General features: G+C 73.1%; 12 protein-coding genes. 5 read left to right on the plus strand and 7 right to left on the minus strand.

The window, feature by feature from the left end:
- Nucleotides 1–41: 41 nt before the first annotated feature.
- The 4 genes from ACDF64_RS15930 to ACDF64_RS15945 all read right to left on the minus strand — a co-directional run bounded on the left by ACDF64_RS15930 (nt 42) and on the right by ACDF64_RS15945 (nt 6,721).
- A complete protein-coding gene (locus ACDF64_RS15930; protein ID WP_394552337.1) occupies nt 42–1,856 on the minus strand; it encodes an alkaline phosphatase family protein in 1,815 nt (604 codons plus the stop codon).
- A 90-nt stretch (nt 1,857–1,946) separates the two neighbouring features.
- Nucleotides 1,947–4,283 carry an NAD-dependent DNA ligase LigA gene (gene ligA / locus ACDF64_RS15935; protein WP_394552338.1) on the minus strand — a complete coding sequence of 779 codons (2,337 nt, stop codon included), beginning with the start codon at nt 4,281–4,283 and terminating at the stop codon, nt 1,947–1,949.
- 37 nt (nt 4,284–4,320) lie between these two features.
- Nucleotides 4,321–5,460, minus strand: coding sequence for a tRNA 2-thiouridine(34) synthase MnmA (mnmA, locus tag ACDF64_RS15940; RefSeq protein WP_394552339.1), 1,140 nt, complete (start codon nt 5,458–5,460; stop codon nt 4,321–4,323).
- 40 nt (nt 5,461–5,500) lie between these two features.
- Nucleotides 5,501–6,721 carry a cysteine desulfurase family protein gene (locus ACDF64_RS15945; RefSeq protein ID WP_394552340.1) on the minus strand — a complete coding sequence of 407 codons (1,221 nt, stop codon included), beginning with the start codon at nt 6,719–6,721 and terminating at the stop codon, nt 5,501–5,503.
- Nucleotides 6,722–6,787: 66 nt separating this feature from the next.
- Here ACDF64_RS15945 and glgX point away from each other — a divergent pair, with 66 nt between their 5' ends.
- Nucleotides 6,788–8,860, plus strand: coding sequence for a glycogen debranching protein GlgX (glgX, locus tag ACDF64_RS15950; RefSeq protein WP_394552341.1), 2,073 nt, complete (start codon nt 6,788–6,790; stop codon nt 8,858–8,860).
- A complete protein-coding gene (gene ybaK, locus ACDF64_RS15955) occupies nt 8,860–9,354 on the plus strand; it encodes a Cys-tRNA(Pro) deacylase (RefSeq protein ID WP_394552342.1) in 495 nt (164 codons plus the stop codon). The genes glgX and ybaK overlap by 1 nt, the downstream gene beginning before the upstream one ends.
- Nucleotides 9,355–9,447: 93 nt before the next feature.
- Here the strand turns inward: ybaK and glgP are convergent, their stop codons facing one another.
- Nucleotides 9,448–12,006 carry an alpha-glucan family phosphorylase gene (gene glgP / locus ACDF64_RS15960; RefSeq protein ID WP_394552343.1) on the minus strand — a complete coding sequence of 853 codons (2,559 nt, stop codon included), beginning with the start codon at nt 12,004–12,006 and terminating at the stop codon, nt 9,448–9,450.
- Between the two features lie 86 nt (nt 12,007–12,092).
- Here glgP and ACDF64_RS15965 point away from each other — a divergent pair, with 86 nt between their 5' ends.
- Both ACDF64_RS15965 and glgB read left to right on the plus strand, forming a co-directional pair.
- Complete coding sequence (locus ACDF64_RS15965) at nt 12,093–14,138, plus strand: maltotransferase domain-containing protein (protein ID WP_394552344.1); 2,046 nt, start codon at nt 12,093–12,095, stop codon at nt 14,136–14,138.
- A gap of 1 nt (nt 14,139) precedes the next feature.
- Nucleotides 14,140–16,341: a 1,4-alpha-glucan branching protein GlgB gene (gene glgB / locus ACDF64_RS15970; protein WP_394552345.1), complete on the plus strand. Its 2,202-nt coding sequence runs from the start codon at nt 14,140–14,142 to the stop codon at nt 16,339–16,341.
- Nucleotides 16,342–16,424: 83 nt separating this feature from the next.
- Here glgB and ACDF64_RS15975 read toward each other — a convergent pair whose 3' ends face one another.
- Nucleotides 16,425–17,372 (minus strand): tetratricopeptide repeat protein, encoded by a 948-nt coding sequence (locus tag ACDF64_RS15975; RefSeq protein ID WP_394552346.1) that lies wholly within the window; start codon nt 17,370–17,372, stop codon nt 16,425–16,427.
- On the minus strand, nt 17,369–19,267 hold the full coding sequence (locus ACDF64_RS15980) for a hypothetical protein (protein ID WP_394552347.1): 1,899 nt from the start codon (nt 19,265–19,267) through the stop codon (nt 17,369–17,371). The genes ACDF64_RS15975 and ACDF64_RS15980 overlap by 4 nt, the downstream gene beginning before the upstream one ends.
- Nucleotides 19,268–19,453: 186 nt before the next feature.
- On the opposite strand from ACDF64_RS15980, the gene ACDF64_RS15985 reads away from it, so the two are divergent.
- A complete protein-coding gene (locus ACDF64_RS15985) occupies nt 19,454–21,073 on the plus strand; it encodes a DivIVA domain-containing protein (RefSeq protein WP_394552348.1) in 1,620 nt (539 codons plus the stop codon).
- Nucleotides 21,074–21,075 lie beyond the last annotated feature (2 nt).

The following is a 21,075-nucleotide window of genomic DNA, read 5'->3' on the forward strand; positions in this document are numbered from 1 at the left end:
CCGGATGCCCCGTCGCCGGGTCTGCGCGCACGCGGCGACGTTCACGAGTCGGTGCCGAACAGCCCGGCGCCGTACTTGTGGAGCAGCCGGTACGCGTCGGCGTACGTCTCGGGCTCGGGCTCGCCCGGCGCGCCGTACTTCGCCATCAGGAGCCCGAGGAGGCCCTTCGCGGGCGGGCTCAACGGCTTGTCCTTGTGCGCGTGCGCGGGGTGGGGGGCGAGCGCCTGGGGGTTCGGCGGCACGTACTGCGGCGTGGTCTCCGGCCAGTCCGACGGATGCCTCGGCGCCGGCAGGTTGATGATGCCGAACAGGTCGTTCGCGCCCTCGTCGCGCCGGGACAGCGGCTTGAGCCCGTGCAGCCTGGAGAGCGTGGCGATCACGGCCGCGTGGTGGAGTTCGTCGTGGATGATCGTTCCGGCGCGCGTGTACGCCGAGACGGCGATGGCCGGCACCCGGCATCCGAGCCGGTCGAACTGGAAGCCCATCTCCCCCGGGTCCTCGTCGACGTGCGGCGGGGTCGCCGCGGGCGGTGGCACGTGGTCGTAGGTGCCGCCGTGCTCGTCGAACGTGATGAGCAGCAGCGTGTTCACCGCGTTCGACCCGCCGGACGTGCGACTCGTGCGGATCGCCTCGTAGACGCGATGCACGAGGGCCTCGCCGGCGCGGACGTCCGACACGGCGCTGTCGACGATCTGCTGACCGTCGACGACGGACGTGCGCAGCACGCCGAACGGCGGATGGAAGTCGTTGTGGTTGTAGGTCATGCGCGGCTCGATGAACGCGTACGCCGGCAGCTTCCCGGTCCGCACGTCCTTCTCGAACTGGTCCATCGTCGCGAAGTGGTCGGTCTTCCAGTACCGCTGGAGCGTCGGCGCGTGCAGGACGCCCGTGAAGGAGACGAGCTGCAGTTCGTCGAAGTAGATGCGCCAGCTCACGCCCGCCTCCTCGAGCCGGTCGAAGATCGTGGGCACGGGGTCCGCGTCGAGCCACTTGTCGTAGCCGCCGCCGTGCTTGTTCGTCACGAATCCGTGCGAGGTCGACGCGTGGAAGAACGAGCGGTTGCAGAACGTCTGGGAGGGCACCGCGCAGAACCAGTTGTCGAACACCGCGAAGTGCTTCGCGAGCGTGGAGAGCACGGGCAGCATCAGCGGCGCGAACGCGCCCATGATCTGACGGGTCTCATCGGGATCGGGGACGGCGCCCTTGTGCAGCCGCTCGGAGTTGTTGATGTAGTCGCGGACGAACCCCTCCATCGTCGGCGTCTGCCCCGCGGACGGCGCATTGTACGGATGCGCCATGTCGCCCACGCCGACGCTCGCGTTGCCGCCGGGGTCGACGATGCCGAACAGTTGCGTGTTGACGTGCGGGTACTCCTCGCCGGGGTCGGGGTCGGGCCGGCCCATGATCACGTCGGTCGCGCCGTCGTACACGTGGGCGGCGTAGACCGTGCCGTCGGGCGCGGTGTTCGCGTAGTCGCCGAACGCGAGCCCCTCGAAGCGCTGGCCCGCGGGCACGTCGTCGGGCGTGTAGAGCCAGCCGAGCAGGTTGTCGAACGACCGGTTCTCGCCCATGAGCACGACGAGGTGGTCGAACCCGGGCTCGGCGCGCGGCTCGAGGTCGGCGAAGTCGTCGGACCCGAGGTCGAAGCCGGCGCGGTACCCGATCGCGCCGCCCGCGACCGCGCCGGCGGCGCCGCCGACCACCGCGCCCGCGGCGGCGATCCCGCCCCACTTCAGGAACTCGCGCCGGCTCCCGCGCTCGCGCCCGCCCGTCGGTCCGGCGTCGCGCGCGCCCCCGGCGTCGGGCGCGGGCTCGCCCGACGAATCGGATGTCGCGTGGTCCCCACTCCCCGCCATCCCACCATTGTGCTGGTCGAGCGCCGGGCAGGTCGAGTGCCGGGCAGGTCGAGCGCCGGGCAGGTCGAGTGCCACCACGCCCCGGGCGGCTCAGCCGTCGAGCGCGGACGGCCCCTCGGCGACCAGGATCGCGAACTGCGCCGCATCGAGCACCCGGATGCCGAGTTCCTCGGCCTTCGCGAGCTTCGAACCCGCACCGGGACCGGCGGCCACGAAGTCGGTCTTCTTCGACACGCTCGACGCGGCCTTGCCGCCGGCGCGGATGATCGCCTCTTGGGCGCCCTCACGCGTGAACCCCTCGAGCGATCCGGTCGCGACGACCGTCAGCCCGGCGAGCACGCCGCCCGCCTCCGCGGCCGCGCCGGGGCCGGGATGCCCCTCGGTCCTCCACTGGACGCCGGCCGCGGTCCATCGGTCGACGATCTCGCGATGCCACTCCTCGTCGAACCAGTCGACGACCGCATCGGCGATGATGCCGCCCACGCCCTCGACCTGCGCGAGTTCGTCGCGCGACGCCGCACGGATCTCGTCGAGCGAGCCGAACCAGTCGGCGAGCGCTCGTGCCGCGACCGGGCCGACGTGCCGGATGTTGAGCGAGACGATGAGCCGCCAGAGCGGCTTCGACTTCGCCTTCTCGAGTTCGGCGAGCAGTTTCTCGGCGGCGCCCGAGGGCAGGAGCTCGCGGTGGCTCTTGCGGATGCCGAGCCGCCGGCGTTCGGCGGCGTCGAGGCCCTCCGTGCCGGGCGGGTAGGTCGCGGGACCCCACTTCTGGAAGGGCGCCCGGCGCACGGGTTCGCCCGTCTCCTCGTCGACCTTGGGTTCGCCCGTCTCGGCGTCGCGCACGATCACCTCGATCGGGACGAGCTCTGAGAGCGTGAGGTCGAACAACCGCGCCTCGGTGCGCAGCGGCGGCTCGGCGGGCACGAACGGCTGCGTGAGCGCCGCGGCCGTGACCTCGCCGAGCGCCTCGATGTCGAGCCCCCCGCGCGAGCCGATGTGCTCGACGCGGCCGCGCACCTGCGCGGGGCAGGACCGCGCGTTCGGGCAGCGCAGGTCGATGTCGCCCTCCTTCATCGGTCGCAGGGGCGTGCCGCACTCGGGGCAGGCCTCGGGCATGTGCCATTCGCGCTCGCTGCCGTCGCGCAGCTGCTCGACCGCGCCGAGGATCTCGGGGATCACGTCGCCGGCCTTGCGCAGCACGACCGTGTCGCCGATGAGCACGCCCTTCGCCTTCACGACCTCCTGGTTGTGCAGGGTCGCCTGGCGCACGGTCGAGCCTGCGACCTTGACGGGCGCCATGATCGCGAACGGGGTCGCCCGCCCGGTGCGGCCGACGCCGACCGCGATGTCGAGGAGCTTCGTGTGCACCTCCTCGGGCGGGTACTTGTACGCGATCGCCCAGCGCGGCGCGCGGCTGGTCGCGCCGAGTTCGTCGTGCAGGTCGAGTTCGTCGATCTTGATCACGATGCCGTCGATCTCGTGCTCGACGTCGTGGCGGTGCTCGCCCCAGTGCGCGATGAATCCGGCGACCTCGTCGATCGACCCGAACACGCGCGTGTGCGGCGAGACCGGCAGGCCCCAGCTCGCGAGCAGGTCGTAGACGCCCGACTGCGAGTCGACCGGCGGGCTCTGCCAGGCGCCGATGCCGTGCAGGTGGAGCGAGAGCCGGCCGAGCCGTTCGCGCATGAGCTGGAGCTGTTCCGGCGACTTGTTCTCACGGCGCTGCCGCAGGCTGCCGGCCGCGGTGTTGCGCGCGTTGGCGAACTCGGGGAAGCGGACGGGGACGTCCGCCTCCGCCCTGCCCCTGGCACGCTGCTCGTCGGCATAGGCAGCCTGCAGCTCGTGCTGGCGCTCGTTCAGCGCCTCGAAGTCCACGCTGCGCAGGAACACCTCGCCGCGCACCTCGAAGAACGCGGGCCAGCCGTCGCCAGCGAGCGTGCGCGGGATCGCCGGGATGAACTCGACGTTCTCGGTGATGTCCTCGCCGACCCGGCCGTCGCCGCGCGTGGTGGCCGTCTCGAGCACGCCGTCTCGGTAGGCGAGGCTGATCGCGAGCCCGTCGATCTTGAGCTCCGAGAGCCAGCGCACCTCGCGGCCGGCCGCCGACCGCGCCTTGCCGGCCCACTCGCGGAACTCGTCGATGCTGAACACGTTGTCGAGGCTCAGCATGCGCTCGGCGTGCTCGTGGGTCGGGAACCCGGCCGCCACGATCGCCGCCCCGACCTGCTGGGTCGGGCTGTCCTGTCCCGCGAGTTCGGGGTGCGCGCGCTCGATCGCCTCGAGCCGGTGGAAGAGCGCGTCGTACTCGGCGTCGGAGAGCGCCGAGTCCCCGTCGGCGTAGTACGCGAGACGGGCCCCCTCGATACGCTCGCGGAGCTGCTCGGATTCTGCGCGGGCATCGTCGAAGTCTGCGGGGATGTCGCTCACGGAGTCATCCTAGGAGCCGCCTCCCACACCGCGCCGCCTACGCGTCGACCGGCACCGCGCTCGTCGTGCGGTCGATCGTGCACTGGCCGAGCACGCGCGTGCCGACGTAGACGACCGCGGTCTGGCCGGGCGCGACGCCGTCGAGCGGCGACGCCGGCGTGACGACCAGCTCGGGTGCACCGGCATCCGTCGTCGCGATGCGCGCGACCGCAGGCACGGGGTCGGCGTGCGCGCGGATCTGGACCTCGCAGTCGAACGCGTCGCCCTCGTGCTCCACCAGCCCGGATGCCACGGGGTCCGCGCCGGCCCACGAGAACCGGGAGCCGGCGATCTCGGCGACCGCGAGCGCCTCCTTCGGGCCGACCACGACCGTGTTCTCCTTCGGCCGCACCTCGAGCACGAACCGCGGCCTGCCGTCGGGCGCCGGGGTGCCGAGCCGCAGCCCGCGGCGCTGGCCGACGGTGTAGGCGTGCGCCCCCTCGTGGCTGCCGACGACGGCGCCCGTGCGGTCGACGATGTCGCCCGACTGCGTGCCGACCTTCTCGGCGAGCCAGCCCTTGGTGTCCCCGTCGGAGATGAAGCAGATGTCGTAGGAGTCGGGCTTGCGGGCGACCGACAGCCCCCGGCGCTCGGCCTCCTGGCGCACGAGCTCCTTGGAGGGCGTGTCGCCGAGCGGGAAGTACGCGTGCTCGAGCTGCTCGGCCGTGAGCACGCCGAGGACGTAGGACTGGTCCTTCGCCTCCGCGCTCGCGCGGTGGAGCTCGCGGCGGCCCGAGGCATCCGTCTCGATCTTCGCGTAGTGGCCGGTCGCGACCGCGTCGAAGCCGAGCGCGAGCGCCTTCTCGAGCAGCGCGGCGAACTTGATGCGCTCGTTGCAGCGCATGCAGGGGTTCGGCGTGCGCCCGGCCGCGTACTCGGCGATGAAGTCGTCGACGACGTCGGCCTTGAACCGCTCCGAGAAGTCCCACACGTAGTACGGGATGCCGAGCGCGTTCGCGGCGCGCTGCGCATCCATCGAGTCCTCGATCGTGCAGCAGCCGCGGCTGCCCGTGCGCAGGGTGCCGGCGTTGCGGCTGAGCGCGAGGTGCACGCCGACGACGTCGTGCCCCGCCTCGACCGCGCGCGCGGCGGCGACGGCGCTGTCGACGCCGCCGCTCATCGCTGCCAGGATCCGCATGGTCCCAGCGTACGCGGCGGGCCTGAGCGGATGCCCCGGGTCAGCGGTCGAAGCTGGTCGCGCGTGCCGCGAGGCCCGCCCGCGTCGCCCGCTCGACCGCCTCGGGCAGCGCCGCGAGGAACGCGTCGACGTCGGCCGCCGTGGAGTCGTGCCCGAGCGTGATCCGCAGCGCTCCGCGCGAATCGGCCTCGGAGCGGCCCATCGCCAGCAGCACGTGCGACGGCTCGGGCACGCCCGCCTGGCACGCCGAACCGGTCGAGACCGACACGCCCGCCGCATCCAGCAGGAACAGCAGCGAATCGCCCTCGCGGCCCGGGAACGCGAAGTGGGCGTTGCCGGGCAGTCGGCCCGCCGGGTCGGGATCGCCCGAGAGCACGGCGTCCGGCGCGATCGCGGCGACCCCCGCCACGAGGCGGTCGCGCAGCGCCGCGACGCGCACCGCGTCGGCCTCTCGCGCGGCCTCGGCCGCGACCGCGGCCGCGGCGAACGACGCGGCCGCCGCGACATCCTGCGTGCCCGAGCGGATGCGCCGCTGCTGGCCGCCGCCGTGCAGGAGCGGCTCGATCGCGGCTGTGCGGTCGAGCACGAGCGCGCCGATGCCGGCCGGCCCGCCCACCTTGTGCGCGGAGACGCTGAGGGCGACGAGCCCGGCGCCCGGCGGGGCATCCGTCTCGCGCCGAAGCGCCCGGAACCCGATCGGGACCTGCCCGTAGGTCGCGATCGCGTCGACGTGCAGCGGCACGCCCGCGCGCGCCGCGAGCGTCGCGGCCTCGGCGACGGGCTGGATGGTCCCGACCTCGTTGTTCGCCCAGAGCATCGTGACGAGCGCGACGGATGCCCCGTGCCGGTCGAGCACCTCGGCGAGCGCGTCGAGCCGGACCCGGCCGACGCGGTCCAGCGGGACCTCGACGAGTTCGGCGCCCTCGTGCTCGGCGAGCCACTCGACCGTGTCGATCGTCGCGTGGTGCTCGCCCGCGGGGAACACCACGACCGGGCCCCGCGCGTCGCGGCGCCGCCGCCAGTACATCCCCTTCAGCGCGAGGTTCACCGCCTCGGTGCCGCTGCCGGTGAGCACGACCTCGATCGCGTCGGCGCCGAGCGTGGCCGCCACCTGCTCGCGGGACTCCTCGAGGAGGCGCTTCGCGCGCTGGCCGTCGCTGTGGATCGAGGCCGGGTTCCCGACGAGTGCGAGCGCCTCGGTGAGGGCGCGGATCGCCTCCGGGCGCATCGGCGTCGTCGCGGCGTGGTCGAGGTAGGCCACCGTGCGCGCTCCCTCCGTCCAGCGTGCTCGAATGTGAGCGCTCTCGATCGAACTACTCTAGAACGCATGCCCGAACAGCCGTCCGATCCGCTCCACGACCTCGGCGTCCGCCCGGGTCCGGACGGCGGGCGCATCCGCGTCTGGAGCGGGCACGCCGAGACGGTCGAGCTCGAGGTCTTCTCGGCCGAGGACCTCGACTGGGCCGTCGAGCGCGTGCGGCTCGAGCGCGACGAGCACGGCGTCTGGGAGGGCACCGCGGCCTCGCTCGTGCGCAACGCCCGGTACGGCCTGCTCGTCGACGGGCCCTCCGGGCCCGAGCACGCGTTCAACCCCGCGAAGACCCTGCTCGATCCGTACGCCCGGGGCATCCTGCACGCCGGCCCGCGCTCGTGGCGCGGGATCGCGCTCGGGTCGCTCGCCGACGAGGGGTTCGACTGGGGCGGCGTCGAGAAGCCGCGCATCGGGCTCGACCACACGGTCGTCTACGAACTCCACGTCCGCGGCTTCAGCCGGGCGAACCCGGCCATCCCGGCCGAGTTGCGCGGCACGTACGCCGGGCTCGCGCACGACGCCTCGATCGGGCACCTGCGCGACCTCGGCGTCACGACCGTCGAGCTCCTCCCCGTGCACGCGTACGTGACCGAGGACCGCCTGATCCGCCAGGGCAAGGTCAACGCGTGGGGGTACAACACGCTGTCCTACTTCTCGGTGCACTCGCCGTACGCGAGCGCCGCCGCGCAGTCCCAGGGACCGGCCGCGGTCCGCCGCGAGTTCGCGGGCATGGTGCGCCGGCTGCACGAGGCCGGCATCGAGGTGATCCTCGACGTCGTCTACAACCACACCGCCGAGGAGGGGCGACAGGGCCCGACCTTCAGCTTCCGCGGCATCGACAACGCCGGCTACTACCGGCACGACGCGCACGGCCGCTACGTCGACACCACCGGCTGCGGGAACTCGCTCGACTTCTCGCACCCCGCGCCGATCCGGCTCGTGCTCGACTCCATGCGGTACTTCGCGGACGAACTCCAGGTCGACGGGTTCCGCCTCGACCTGGGCGCGACGCTCGGCCGCGACGGCCGCAACGCCTACACCCCCGACCACCCGCTCCTGCAGGCGATGCTCGCCGACCCGGTCCTCGGCCGGTCCAAGCTCATCGCCGAGCCGTGGGACGTCGGCCCCGGCGGCTGGCAGACCGGCAACTTCCCGATCGGGTTCAGCGAGTGGAACGACCGCTACCGCGACCGCGTGCGCGACTTCTGGCTCGGCGACCTGCGTCGCGAGCGCGAGCACGGGACCGCCGGCAGCGGGATCGGCCGGCTCGCGAACCGGCTGGCCGGCTCCTCCAACACGTTCGCGGCCGTGCGCGGACCGCTCGCGAGCCTCAACTTCGTCACCGCGCACGACGGGTTCACGCTCGCCGACCTCGTCGCCTACGACGCGAAGCACAACCTCGGCAACGGCGAGGAGAACCGCGACGGCACCGACGGCAACAACTCGTACAACCACGGCGTCGAGGGCCCGACTCGCGACCCGGAGATCCGCGCGGCACGGCGGCGGAGCATCCGGAACCTGCTCGGCACGCTGCTGCTGTCGGCCGGCGTTCCCATGCTCACCGCGGGCGACGAGGTCGCGCGCACCCAGCGCGGCAACAACAACGCGTACTGCCACGACAGCGAACTGACCTGGCTCGACTGGTCGCGCACCGACGACCAGCGCGCGCTCCTGGCGACGGTCCGCCGGCTGATCCGGCTGCGCGCCGAGAACCCCGCGCTGCGCCCGGTGCGCTTCGGCAAGTTCGGCGAGACCACGCCGAGCGCGACGCAGATGGACTGGTACAACGCCGACGGCGACACCATGACGATCGACGACTGGAACTCCCCCGCCGAGCGCACGCTGCAGTACCTGGCCGCGTCGACGCCCGAGTTCGAGGCGTTCAACCGCATCCTGCTCGTGATCCACGCGAACGAGGCCGAGACCGCGGTCGTGCTCCCCGAGCACGAGGGCATCGGCCACTACACGCTGCTCTGGGATTCGGCGAGCGAGTGGCCGGACGTCGTCGGCGAGGACGCCTACCCCGGCGACCGTGTCGAGATCGCGCCCATGTCGATCCAGCTCTACCGCGCGGAGGGCGACGCCTGATGGCCCGTCGCCCCGAGACCGCGGGCACGCCCGCGACGCTCGCGCTCCAGCGCGCCGGCATCGCGTTCCGGGCGCTCGCGTACGAGCACGACCCGAGGGCCGCGGCGTACGGCCTCGAGGCGGCCCGGAAGCTCGGCGTCGAACCCGAGCGCGTGTTCAAGACGCTGCTCGCGACGGTCGACGGCGCGCTCGCCGTCGGCATCGTGCCGGTCGCCCTGCAGCTGGACCTCAAGGCGCTCGCCGCGGCGGTCGGCGGGCGCCGCGCCGAGATGGCCGACCCTGCGGTCGCCGAGCGCCGGACCGGGTACGTCGTCGGCGGGATCAGCCCGATCGGGCAGAAGACGTCGCTGCCGACCGTGCTCGACGACTCGGCGATCCTGTGCGAGTCGATCCTCGTGTCGGGCGGACGGCGGGGACTCGACCTCGAGCTCGCGCCGGACGACCTGCTCGCCGTCACGGGCGGGCGCTACGCGCCGATCGCCCGCGCGCGCTGAGCGGATTCCGGGAACCGGAGCCTTCCGAGGGGGCGCGCCGGGAACCGGAGCCCTCCGACGGGGCGCGCCGCACCGCGGGCGCCCCGTCGATGGCTACTCCGCGGTCGCGACGAGCCCTAGCTCGGCGGTGCTGAGCAGCATCGGATGCCGCGGCACGACGCGCACCGTGTAGCCGAACGCGCCCGCGCGATCGAGCGCGATGGCCCCGCCCCACGTCGCGGCTCCGCCCTTGGACGGCGACTTGGCGAGCGCGAGCTCGGCGATGCGCACGTCCGCGAGCGTGTCGTCCGCGCGGCTCCGCCCGTAGACGACCTCGACGGCGACGTCGGCCGGGTCGAGCGATCCGAGGTCGATGCTGGCCCGCAGCTGCAGCTCGTCGCCGACGTGCGGGGTCTCGATGCCGCCGGACTCGACGTGCACGACCCGCACCTTCGGCCACGCCTCGCGCACGCGCGCCCCGAACGCGGCGAGCTCGCGGGCCCCGCGAGCGTCGTCCGCGCCGACCGCGACCGCGTGCCGCCACGCGTGCCGGTACAACCGGTCGACGTACTCCCTGACCATGCGGTCCGCGCCGAGCTCGGGGACGAGCGTCGCGAGCGTGCTGCGCAGCATGCGCACCCAGTCGACGGGGACCCCGTCGTCGTTCCGGTCGTAGAAGCGCGGCGCGATCCGGTGCTCGAGGAGGTCGTAGAGCGCCGCGGCCTCGATCGCGTCGCGCTCGCCCTCGTCGCCGGCCGCGTCGGCCGACGGGATGACCCAGCCGTAGTCCTCCTCGGCGAACTCGGCCCACCAGCCGTCGAGGATCGACAGGTTGAGCGCGCCGTTCATCGCGGCCTTCATGCCGGACGTGCCGCACGCCTCGAGCGGACGCAGCGGGTTGTTCAGCCACACGTCGCAGCCCGGGTACAGGAGCGCCGCCATGCCCATGTCGTAGTCGGGGAGGAACACGATCCGGTCGCGCACGTCGTGGTCCTGCGCGAAGCGGACGAGCTCCTGGATGAGCCGCTTGCCCTCGTCGTCCGCGGGGTGCGACTTGCCCGCGATGACGAACTGCACGGGCCGATCGGGGTGCGTGAGGATCCCGCGCAGCCGGTCCGGGTCCTTCAGCATGAGCGTGAGCCGCTTGTAGGTCGGCACCCGGCGCGCGAAGCCGACCGTGAGCACGTCGGGGTCCAGCACCTTCCGGAGCCACTCGGGCGCGGCCGCGCCCGAGTGCTGCTCGACCCATGACTCGGCCAGGCGCCGACGGGCGTCGTCGACGAGCTGGTCGCGCATCCGGCGCTTCACGGTCCAGAGGTCGCCGTCGTCGAGTGCGGGGCTCAGCCAGTCGGCGTGCTCGGTGTCGACGGTGCCGAGCGTCTGCTCGGTGAGCGAGATGAGCGCGGGCGCGGTCCACGTGGGCGCGTGCACGCCGTTCGTGACCGACGTGATGGGCACCTCGGCGGCGTCGAAGCCCGGCCAGAGCGCTCCGAACATGCGCCGGCTCACCTCGCCGTGGAGCTTCGAGACGCCGTTCGCGTGCTGCGCGAGCCGCAGGCCCATGACCGCCATGTTGAACGCGCCGGTCTCGGGGTCGGCGCCCGGTTCGAGGCCGAGCGGCAGCACGTCCGCCGGGTCGACGCCCGGCAGCAGCATCGGCGTCAGGAAGCGCTCGACGAGCGCGCGGTCGAACCGGTCGATCCCCGCGGGGACGGGCGTGTGCGTGGTGAACACGGTGCCCGCGCGGACCAGCTGCAGCGCGTCGCGGAAGCTGAATCCCCGCCCGATGAGCGAGGAGATCCGCTCGAGCCCGAGGAAGCCCGCGTGCCCCTCGTTCATGTGGAAGACCTCGGGCCCGGGCCGGCCGGTGATCTCGGCCCACAGCGCGAGCGCGCGGAACCCGCCGATCCCGAGCAGCAGCTCCTGGAGGAGCCGGTGCTCGCCGCCGCCGCCGTAGAGGCGGTCGGTGACCGTGCGCAGCTCGTCGGAGTTCGCGGGGAGGTCGGTGTCCAGCAGGAGAAGGGGCACGCGCCCGACGTCGGCGACCCAGATCCGCGCGGCGAGCGCGCGATCGCCGGGCAGCGCGAGGACGACCACGGCCGGGGTGCCGTCGGGTCGGCGGAGCAGGGTGAGCGGGAGCCCGTCCGGGTCGTGCACCGGGTACCGCTCGCGCTGCCAGCCGTCGGGCGAGATCGACTGCGAGAAGTAGCCCGACTTGTAGAAGAGGCCGACGCCGACGATCGGGACGCCGAGGTCGCTCGCGGCCTTCAGGTGGTCGCCCGCGAGGATGCCGAGGCCGCCCGAGTACTGCGGCAGCGCCTCGGTGATCCCGAACTCGGGCGAGAGGTAGGCGATCGTGCGCGGGGCATCCTCGCCGAGCCCCTGGTACCAGCGCGGGTGCTCGAGGTAGGCGCGCAGGTCGGCGCGCTCGCGCTCGGCCCACGCGACGTACCCGTCGTCGGCGGCGAGCGCGTCGAGGCGCGACGGATGGACCTCGCCGAGCAGCGCCACCGGATCCCGCCCGATCGCGGCCCAGGATTCGGGATCGATGTGCTCGAAGAGCCGCCTGGTGGGCTCGTGCCAGGACCAGCGGAGGTTGCCGGCGAGCTCCTCGAGGGCCGACAGCGGGGCGGGTACGACCGCCCGGACGGTGAACTTGCGGATCGGCTTCACCTTCCTCACCCTATGAGCGATGTGTGTCGCGCGGATGACGGAATCGTGACTCACCCGCGCGACGCATTCCGCGCTACGGTCGACTCGTGACGTCCCCCTCCGCCCTCACCGGGCGCATCCCGGTCCTCCTGGTCACCCCGGCCGTCCCCGATGGCGCCGCCCGGCCGAAGGCCTTCGAGGGCGAGGTCGTCCCGTTCCGCGCGACCGTGTTCCGCGAGGGGCACGACCTGGTCGGCGCGCTCGTGGAGGCCGTGTCGCCGTCGGGCCGACGCGTCGTCGAGCGGATGTCGCCCATCGCGCCGGGCACCGACCGGTGGGAGGCGCTGCTCCAGCTCGACGAGGTCGGCGTGTGGCGGTGGACGGTCGTCGGATTCGGCGACGAGATCGGCACCTGGCGTCACGACGCGGCCATCAAGGTCGACGCGGGCGTCGACGTCGCGATCATGTACGAGATCGGCGCGCGACTGCTCGACCGGGCGGTCGGCGAGACCCGCCGGCCGATCGCGTCCAGGCGGCGGCTCGCCGACCTCGCGAGCGCGCTCCGCGACGCCGAGCAGGCGCCCGCCGAGCGGCGGGCGCTGATCGACGACCCGCGCTTCGAGGACTTCCGGATCCGGCCGCTCGCGCGCCTGCGGACCGAGGCGCCGGAACGCGAACTGCTCGTCGAGCGCCGGCGGGCCGGCGTCGGCGCCTGGTACGAGCTCTTCCCGCGCTCGGAGGGCGCCCGGCGCCAGAAGGACGGGACGTGGAAGAGCGGGACCTTCCGCACCGCGCTCCGCCGCCTCGACGGCGTCGCCGCGATGGGGTTCGACGTGGTGTACCTGCCGCCGATCCATCCCATCGGCGTGACCAACCGCAAGGGGCGCAACAACTCGCTCGACCCGAAGCCGGGCGATCCCGGCTCGCCGTGGGCCATCGGCGGCCCGCTCGCCGACGGGACCCCCGGCGGACACGACGCGGTGCATCCCGACCTCGGCACGCTCGCCGACTTCCGCGCGTTCGTGCGCCGCGCGCAGGCGCTCGGGATCGAGGTCGCGCTCGACCTCGCGCTCCAGGCCTCGCCCGACCACCCGTGGGTGACAGCGCACCCGGAGTGGTTCACGGTCCTGCCGGACGGCACGATCGCGTACGCCGAGAACCCGCCGAAGAAGTACCAGGACATCTATCCGATCAACTTCGACGACGACCCCGAGGGCCTGTTCGCCGAGGTCCTGCGGATCGTGCGGCACTGGATGAAGCAGGGCGTGCGCATCTTCCGCGTCGACAACCCGCACACCAAGCCGCTCTGGTTCTGGGAACGGCTCATCCGGACCGTCCGGGAGGAGGAGCCCGGCGCGGTCTTCCTCGCCGAGGCCTTCACGCGGCCCGCGCCCATGGGCGCGCTCGCGGCGGCGGGATTCCAGCAGTCGTACACGTACTTCACGTGGCGCAACACCAAGGAGCAGCTCGAGGAGTACCTCGTCTCGCTCGCCGAGTCCACCGCCGACTACCTGCGGCCGAACCTCTGGGTGAACACGCCCGACATCCTCACCGAGTACCTCCAGTTCGGCGGGCCGGCGGCGTTCAGCGTGCGGGCCACGATCGCCGCGACCGCCGCGCCGTCCTGGGGCGTGTACTCGGGCTTCGAGCTCTTCGAGGCCGTCGCGCGCCCCGGCGCCGAAGAGGCGATCGACAACGAGAAGTACGAGTACAAGCCCCGCGACTTCGCGCTCGCCGAGCGCGAGGGCCGGTCGCTCGCGCTGTACCTCGGCATCCTGAACGGCATCCGGGCGGCGCATCCGGCCCTCGGCCAGCTCCGGAACCTCCGCCTGCACCGCACCGACGACGACGCCGTGCTCGCCTACTCGAAGCACCTCGACGCCCGCTTCACCGGCACCGGCGTCGCGGACACCGTCATCGTCGTGGTCAACGTGGACCCCCACTCCGTGCGCGAGACCGCCGTGCACCTGGACCTCGAGGCGCTCGGCCTCGAACCCGGGCAGCGGTTCGCGGTCGAGGACCTCGTCAGCGGGGATCGCTGGGACTGGTCCGCGGACAACTACGTCCGGCTCGACGCGTTCGAGCGGCCGGCGCACGTGCTGCAGGTCATCCGCGACCGACCCCGGGTTCGCGGCGAACGGAAGCGGAGCTAGCTTGGCACAGGACGACACGGGCCCCCGGATCGACGACGGCGTCCTCGCCGCCCTCGCCGAGGGGCGCCACTCCGACCCGCACGCGGTGCTCGGTCGGCACGACCTCGAATCAGGTGCCGCAGGGCGACCGCGCTCGGTGATCCGCGTGCGGCGCCCGCTCGCCGAGACGGTCGAGGCGATCCTCGAGGACGGCACGACGGTCCCGCTCGGGCACGTGGGCGCCGGCATCTGGGCGGGCGCCGGCGAGTTCGGCGACACCGGGTACCGCGTGCGCGCGACCTACGCGGGCGGCGTCGACTGGACGGCCGACGACCCGTACCGGTTCGCCCCGTCGGTCGGCGAGCTCGACCTCCACCTCATCCAGGAGGGACGCCACGAGCAGCTCTGGCACGTGCTCGGCGCGCACCGGCGCTCGCACTGGGCGACCGGCGGCCCGGTGACCGGCATCTCGTTCGCGGTCTGGGCGCCGCGTGCCACGGGCGTCCGCCTCGTGGGCGACTTCAACAGCTGGGACGGACAGTCGCACGCCATGCGGAGCATGGGCGCGAGCGGCGTCTGGGAGCTCTTCGTGCCCGACCTGGCGCCGGGATCCGTGTACAAGTATCAGATCCGGACGCAGTCGGGCGAGTGGGTCATGCGCGCCGACCCGATGGCGAGCATGGCCGAGGTCGCGCCGGCGACCGGATCGATCGTCTTCGAGGCCGCGCACGACTGGAACGACGGCGAGTGGATGTCCCGCCGCGCCCACGCGAACCCGCACGAGCTCCCGATGAGCATCTACGAGCTCCACCTCGGCTCGTGGCGCCCCGGCAAGGGCTACCGCGAGATCGCGGACGAGCTCATCGAGTACCTGCAGTGGCTGGGGTACACGCACGTGGAGTTCCTGCCCCTGGCGGAGCATCCGTTCGGCGGGTCCTGGGGGTACCAGGTGACCGGCTACTTCGCGGCGACGAGCCGCTTCGGGACACCCGACGACCTGCGGTACCTGATCGACCGTCTGCACCAGGCCGGCATCGGCGTGATCATGGACTGGGTCCCCGGCCACTTCCCGAAGGACGAGTGGGCGCTCGCGCGCTTCGACGGCGAACCGCTCTACGAGCACCCGGACCCCCGGCGCGGCGAGCAGCGCGAGTGGGGCACCTACGTGTTCGACTACGGCAACCCGCGCGTGCGGAACTTCCTGGTCGCGAACGCGCTGTTCTGGCTCGAGGACTTCCACGTCGACGGCCTCCGCGTGGACGCGGTCGCCTCGATGCTCTACCTCGACTACTCGCGCAAGGACGGCGAGTGGGAGCCCAACGTCCACGGCGGACGCGAGAACCTCGAGGCGATCTCCTTCCTCCAGGAGGCGACCGCGACCGCGTACAAGCGCAACCCGGGCGTCGTCGTGATCGCCGAGGAGTCGACGAGCTGGCCCGGCGTGACCGCGACCACGAGCTCGGGCGGGCTCGGCTTCGGCTACAAGTGGAACATGGGCTGGATGCACGACACGCTCGAGTACATCCAGCGCGACCCGATGTACCGCGCGTACCACCACAACGAGCTCACGTTCGGGTTCCTGTACGCGTTCAGCGAGCACTTCATCCTGCCGATCAGCCACGACGAGGTCGTGCACGGCAAGGGGTCGCTGCTGCGCAAGATGCCGGGCGACCACTGGCAGCAGCTCGCGAACGCGCGTGCGTACCTCGCCTACATGTGGGCGCACCCCGGCAAGCAGCTGCTGTTCATGGGCCAGGAGTTCGGACAGCTCTCGGAGTGGAGCGAACAGCGCGGACTCGACTGGTGGATGCTCGACCAGCCGTCGCACCGCCGGCTCGCCGAGTTCGTGCGCGCGCTCAACGCGCGCTACCGCGAGACGCCCGCGCTCTGGCAGCTCGACGACGACTCGGACGGCTTCGACTGGGTCGAGGGCGGCGCCGCGGATGCGAACGTCATCGCCTTCCTGCGGCGGGACCGCGACGGCAACCCGTTGCTGTGCGCCGTGAACTTCGCAGGCCACCCGCACGAGGGATTCCGCCTCGGACTCCCGTCGGCCGGGCGCTGGATCGAGATCCTCAACTCCGACGCCCTCGAGTTCGGCGGGTCGGGAGTCGGGAACCTCGGCGCGGTCGAGGCGACCGAGGAGCCGTGGGGCGGCCGTCCCGCGTCGGCGGCGTTCACGCTGCCGCCGCTCGGCGCGGTCTGGTTCCGCTTCGAGGGCTGAGGCCGGACGCGGCCGTCGGCGCCGCGGCACCTGAGTGCGCCGCGGCGCCCGGGGTGCTTCGGCGGCGGAGGCCGCGGGTCGGCTCAGTACAGGAGGCTGGCGAGGCGTCGGCGCGCCGCGACGACCCGCGGGTCGTCCACGCCGACGACCTCGAACAGCTCCACGAGCCGCTCGCGCACGAGGTCGCGCGACTTCTGGTCGAGCTTCGGGAACAGGTCGAGCAGCCGCGCGAACGCGTCGTCGACGTGCCCGCCCGAGAGGTCGAGGTCGGCGACCGCCAACTGCGCGTCGAGGTCGTCGGGCGCCGCCGCCCCGGCCGAGCGGATCTCGTCGAGCGTGCGGCCCTGCAGCCGGCCGAGCAGATTCGCCTGCGCGAGCCCCGCCACGGCGAGCGCGTCGCGCGGGTCCTGCGCGATCGCGGTGCGGTACGCCTGCGCCGCGGCGGCGAAGTCGCCGTTCGAGATCGCGTCGAACGCCTCCTGGTGCAGCGGCGGCAGCGGCTCCTCCGCGGGCTCCGCATCGGCAGGCGCATCGCCGCCGTCGCCCGCGTCCACGGTGCCGGTCACGCCGTGTTGCTCGGCGAGGGCGAGCAGCTGGTCGAAGACCTGCTCGATCACGTCGGCGGGCTGCACGCCCTGGAAGAGCGGCACCGGCTGCCCCGCCACGAGGGCGACGACCGTCGGCACGGACTGCACCTGCAGGGCCTGCGCGACCTGCGGGCTGCGCTCGCCGTCGACGGCCGCGAGCACCAGCCGGCCCGCACGGGCCCGGACGAGCCCGGCCAGCGCGTCGACGAGCTCGACCGACGGCTCGTTCCAGTCGGCCCACACGACGACGACGACCGGGACCGTGCGGGACCGCTCGACCACGGGGCCGAACGTCGCGTCGTCCGCCTCGAACACGAGGCCGTCCGCGGCGGCGCCCGCCGCGTCGGGCGCGGACGCCCCGGTGGGCGCGGGGCCGCGCTGCACGAGCGACGAGAGGTCGATGGCGCCGCGAAGGCCGGGCTGGGGCGGGGTGGCGTTGGTCACGGTATCTCCGATGCTCCGATGAGGCTCTCCGACCAGCCGAGCACGCTGATCAGCTCGTCCGAGCCGACGCTCGGAATGTAGAACAGGATCTGGATGCCGATGACCCGCTGCACGCCCTTCGCGCTCTTGCCCGTGAAGCCGCTCAGCGCAGCCCCGGGCGCGCCGGCCTGGAAGCCGATGGTGCCGCCGTCGTTCGGCGCGACGTGCTCGGTCTGCTGGATCGACACGCTGACGAGCGCACCCGAATCGTTCGTCGCGAGCGCGACCGCCGGGCTGTCGCCGACCGCATTCGAATACGTCGCGGTCGCGGTGGGCGGCAGCTGCGCGCGCTGCGCAGCCTGGCCCTCGACGCCGAGCTGCTGGCGCAGCACGTCGCCCTCGGGGTCGAACAGCGCGGCGAACTGCGAGGCGTCGCCGTTGATGAGCACGTCCGCGTACGCCGCCGCGACCTGCCCCGGCGGGAGCACGAGCCCCTTGAACTCCGGTGAGATCAGCGGGGCGCCGATGCTCGCGGGCGCGACCTCGGGGAACTCCGCCTCGGGGACGAGCGACATCGCGTAGAGGATCCGGTAGTCCGCGCGCGGCGACTCCTGCGTCAGCACGAGCGCGCTCGGGGCGACCGTCGGGTCGTCCGACGCGTTCGCGACGGCGAGCACCGTGCGCGGCCATCCCTTCGCCTGCTGCGGCAGCGTGAGCGTGAGCGGCTCCGACGGGATCGCGGGCAGTGCCGCCTGGTCCGGCAGCTGCGCGCGGATCGCGTAGTTCGCCTGGCGGGCGACGAGCGCCGGGCCGACGAAGCGCGTCGCGGCGAGCTGGCCGTCGAGCGCGGCGTCCGCGTCGGCCGCGACGCCGGCCACGCGGCCCATGATGGTCTCCATCTGGGACTCGGTCACGGCGGGAACCGCGGGCTGGTCGTCCTCGGACTCCTCCCCCGCGTCCGCGCCCGCCTCGCCGGTCGGCTCGGGCGTCGGGGCCGGCGTCGTCGGCGCGGCCGACTCGGCGGGCTGCTCGAAGCTCGGCCAGTAGTCGGCCGAGCATGCCGAGAGCGCGAGTGCGGGGACGAGCACGGATGCCGCGACGAACGCCCGGCGGCCGCCGGAGCGGCGCCCGGCGGTGCCGCCGCGACGCGTCCCGGCGCCGAGCTGGAGTCGCGGCCTCGGACCCTTCGGGAGGTTGCGGCGCGGGCCGCGCGAACGACGGTGGTGGAGGATTCCGGAGACGAGGAGCGCGATGCCCGCGAGGAACACGATGGCACCCGCGGTGATGAGCGGGCCCGCCCACGGCGTGGCGTTGTCCACCGGCCAGGCGATCGACACCTCGTCGGGCAGCGGGTCGGCGCTGCCCGAGGCGACGATCACCGAGACGTCGTCGGGCACGTCGGCGTTCAGCACGACCTCGCCGTCGCCGGTGATCTCGTCGAGCCAGAGGTCGCTGCCTGCGGGCGAGACCGCTTCCGCGGCCTCCGCTCCCGGGGCGGGCGTCGCCGGTGCGGAGGCATCCGGGGCCGGCGCCGTCGTGGCCGGGGCATCCGTGGCCGGGGCATCCGTCGACGGGGTCTCCGCGTCCTCGTCGCCGCCCGCGTCGGCGAGCAGTTCGCCCGCCTCGGCGTCGTAGTGCACCGTCACGAACGGGTCCTCGCCGATCCACGCCTCGACGTCCGAGCTCCGGCCGTAGGCCAGGAACACGCTGCCCTCGCCCGAGACGCGCAGCGACTGGTGCCCGTCGTGGGCGGAGAGCGCGTCCGGCGCGATCACGGCGTAGTCGGCCTCGTCGGAGTCGATCTTCACGGTGAGCGCCACGCGGTCCGGCTCGAGGAACACCGTGCGCTGGGCGATGCCGAGCCCGATCATCACGGCCGCGGCGAAGAACGCGACGATGGCGAAGACGAAACGCACTGGCACTCCAATGGGGCCGCGAACGTGCGGCCATCGAACACAGACTCGCCCACACTACCGGTCACCGCTGGGAGCGGCCTCCGCGTTCGCTGGAAACGGGGGTTGGGCCGCGGGGCTGCTGTGTCCGTACAATCTTCAGGGATCCCGCGGAACCCCCCGCGCGCGGGACACAGACCCGGAGGAAAGATGGCCGTCGAAGAGACCGAGTTCACCCAGGTGTTCCGCGGATACGACAAGGACGAAGTCGATCGGGCCATCAACGGCCTGCGTCGGGACGTCATCACCGCGAACAGCCAGAGCGGCGAGGTCCAGAAGGAGAACAAGCGGCTCCTCGCGCGCATCGAGGAGCTCGTGGCCGAACTCGAGGAGGTCGGCAGCCCGACGTTCTCCGGCCTCGGCACCAAGCTCGAGAACACGCTGCGCGTCGCCGAGGAGCAGTCGACCCGCCTCATCGCCCAGGCGGACATCGACGCCGAGAAGCTCCGGCGCGCCGCCGAGGACGAGGTCCACCTCCTCAAGTCGGACGCGCAGGAACTCGCCGACCGCACGCTGAGCGAGGCCCGCGCCCAGGCCGCCCGGGTGCTCGAGAACGCGCGCGTCGAGGCCGACGACATGGTCGCGCGCGCGCAGGAGTCGAGCGAGCAGCTGCGTCAGGATGCCACGCGCGACGCCGCCGCGATCCGCGGCGCCGTCACCACCGAGGCCGCCGAGGCGCGCTCGAGCGCGAAGCGCGACGCCGCCGCGAAGGTCGCCGAGGCCGAGCGCAAGGCGCAGGAGATCCTGGTCATCGCCAACACCGAGGCGAACGAGGCCCGCGCGACCGCCGCCGGCCTCACGCAGGAGACCGAGCAGACCCGGGCCGAGGTCGCCGCCGAGCTCGACCGCCAGCGCGCGGAGCTCGCGAAGGAGACCGAGCAGGCGCGGATCGATCTCGCGACCGAGACCGAGCAGGCCAAGCTCGACCTCGCGTCCGAGACCGCCGACGCGCGTGCGGGCATCGAGGCCGAGATCGCGGAGCGCCGCCTCTCCTTCGAGCAGGAGCTCGAGCAGGCGCGCACCGACCTCGAGCGCGAGCTCGCTTCGGCCCGCGACGAACTCGCCCAGGAGCGCGAGCAGGTGCGCGTCGACCTCGACCGTGAGACCGAGACCGCCCGCCTGAAGCTCACCAACGAGCTCGAGCGCATCCGCCTCAAGCACGCCGCCGAGCTCGAGCAGACGCGCGCCGACCTCACCCTCGAGCAGGAGCAGGCGCGCGCCGACTTCGAGGCCGAGGCCGAGCAGTCGCGCATCGACCTCGACAACCAGCTCACCGCGATGCGCAAGAAGTCCACCCACGAGGTGAACCGCATGCGCCGCGAGGTCGAGCAGGCCCGTCTCGACCTCGACGCCGAGATCGCCACCAAGCGCGACGAGGCCGAGCAGGAGCTCCTCACGCGCCACCGCGAGGCGGTCGCCGAGACCAAGAAGTTCGTCGCGGACGCCACCGCGGAGCTCAACGAGGTCACCGCACGCACCTCCGAGGCCCGCGCCGAGGCCGACCGCCTCCAGAACGAGGTCCGGTCCGAGATCTCCGCGATCCGCGACCGCGCCGACGAGGAAGCGAGCAAGCGGGTCTCCGACGCGCACGGACAGGCGCGCAAGCTCATCGCCGACGCCGAGGAGCGCACGCGTGCGCTCGTCGCCGACGCCGAGGACCGGCTCGCCGAGATCCGCATCGAGCGCGACGCCGTCGCGGGCTACTTCGAGAGCCTCCGCGGCGTGCTCACGCAGGCGGAGCAGGTCGCGGCGCAGTCCGCACAGCGCTGAGC

This window comes from Agromyces sp. MMS24-JH15 (assembly GCF_043518605.1).
Classification (GTDB): domain Bacteria; phylum Actinomycetota; class Actinomycetes; order Actinomycetales; family Microbacteriaceae; genus Agromyces.

What these genes read in the sequence shown, in the direction of transcription:
- ACDF64_RS15930 (WP_394552337.1), bottom strand. Translation starts at nt 1,856, where the DNA reads ATGGCGGGGAGTGGGGACCACGCGACATCCGATTCGTCGGGCGAGCCC.
- mnmA (WP_394552339.1), bottom strand. Translation starts at nt 5,460, where the DNA reads ATGCGGATCCTGGCAGCGATGAGCGGCGGCGTCGACAGCGCCGTCGCC.
- glgX (WP_394552341.1), top strand. Translation starts at nt 6,788, where the DNA reads ATGCCCGAACAGCCGTCCGATCCGCTCCACGACCTCGGCGTCCGCCCG.
- ybaK (WP_394552342.1), top strand. Translation starts at nt 8,860, where the DNA reads ATGGCCCGTCGCCCCGAGACCGCGGGCACGCCCGCGACGCTCGCGCTC.
- ACDF64_RS15985 (WP_394552348.1), top strand. Translation starts at nt 19,454, where the DNA reads ATGGCCGTCGAAGAGACCGAGTTCACCCAGGTGTTCCGCGGATACGAC.